Raw genomic sequence first — 536 nt, forward strand, 5'->3', positions numbered from 1 at the left:
GTGCCCGCGGCGCCACGATCGTCGAGATGTCGGCACGAAAGATCGTGGTGGGACAGTCCGGGTTGTCGCACAGATAGCGCGGCACCGCGATATGCAGCCGAGTCGGATGCCCCACGATCGGCAGATCAGCAACCTCACGATCGATGTGGTCACGCAGCCGACCCGGCTGTCCGCATCCGGGACATGTGTTCTTCGGTTCCAGGACCTCGCAGAACACGTGGGTGCGGTCCTCGCCGTCGAGGGCGGCATCGGTGATCGTCACCCCGAGCTCGATGGTGCGGCAAATGGTGTCGGCAATAGCGCTACGCTGCAACATGGGTCCTGTCGGTGTCCGGGTGGGTGTGTGAGAACTTTCATCCTCACACCACAGGACCCGCCTACACCTCCAGCGACACCGCCCATCACCCCGCGACCTTGATCACCTACATCTAGTGGTCACGAGAACCCGTTCTACGCACCGTCGTTCCGGAAGAGCCGGTTTTCCAGTTCGCAGCCTCTTCAACGCAAGGTTGTCGGGTTGCAGCCGTAGGTAGTCA

Annotated in this window: 1 protein-coding gene; it reads right to left on the reverse strand. The window is 62.1% G+C overall.

Annotation, left to right across the window (positions count from 1 at the left end; translation table 11 throughout):
• A partial coding sequence (locus tag ACXMYJ_RS29380) for a transposase family protein (RefSeq protein ID WP_460359584.1) occupies positions 1 to 316 on the reverse strand: 316 nt, incomplete at its 3' end.
• Between the last annotated feature and the right edge of the window lie 220 nt (positions 317 to 536).

It is taken from the genome of Mycobacterium sp. ZZG (assembly GCF_054786995.1).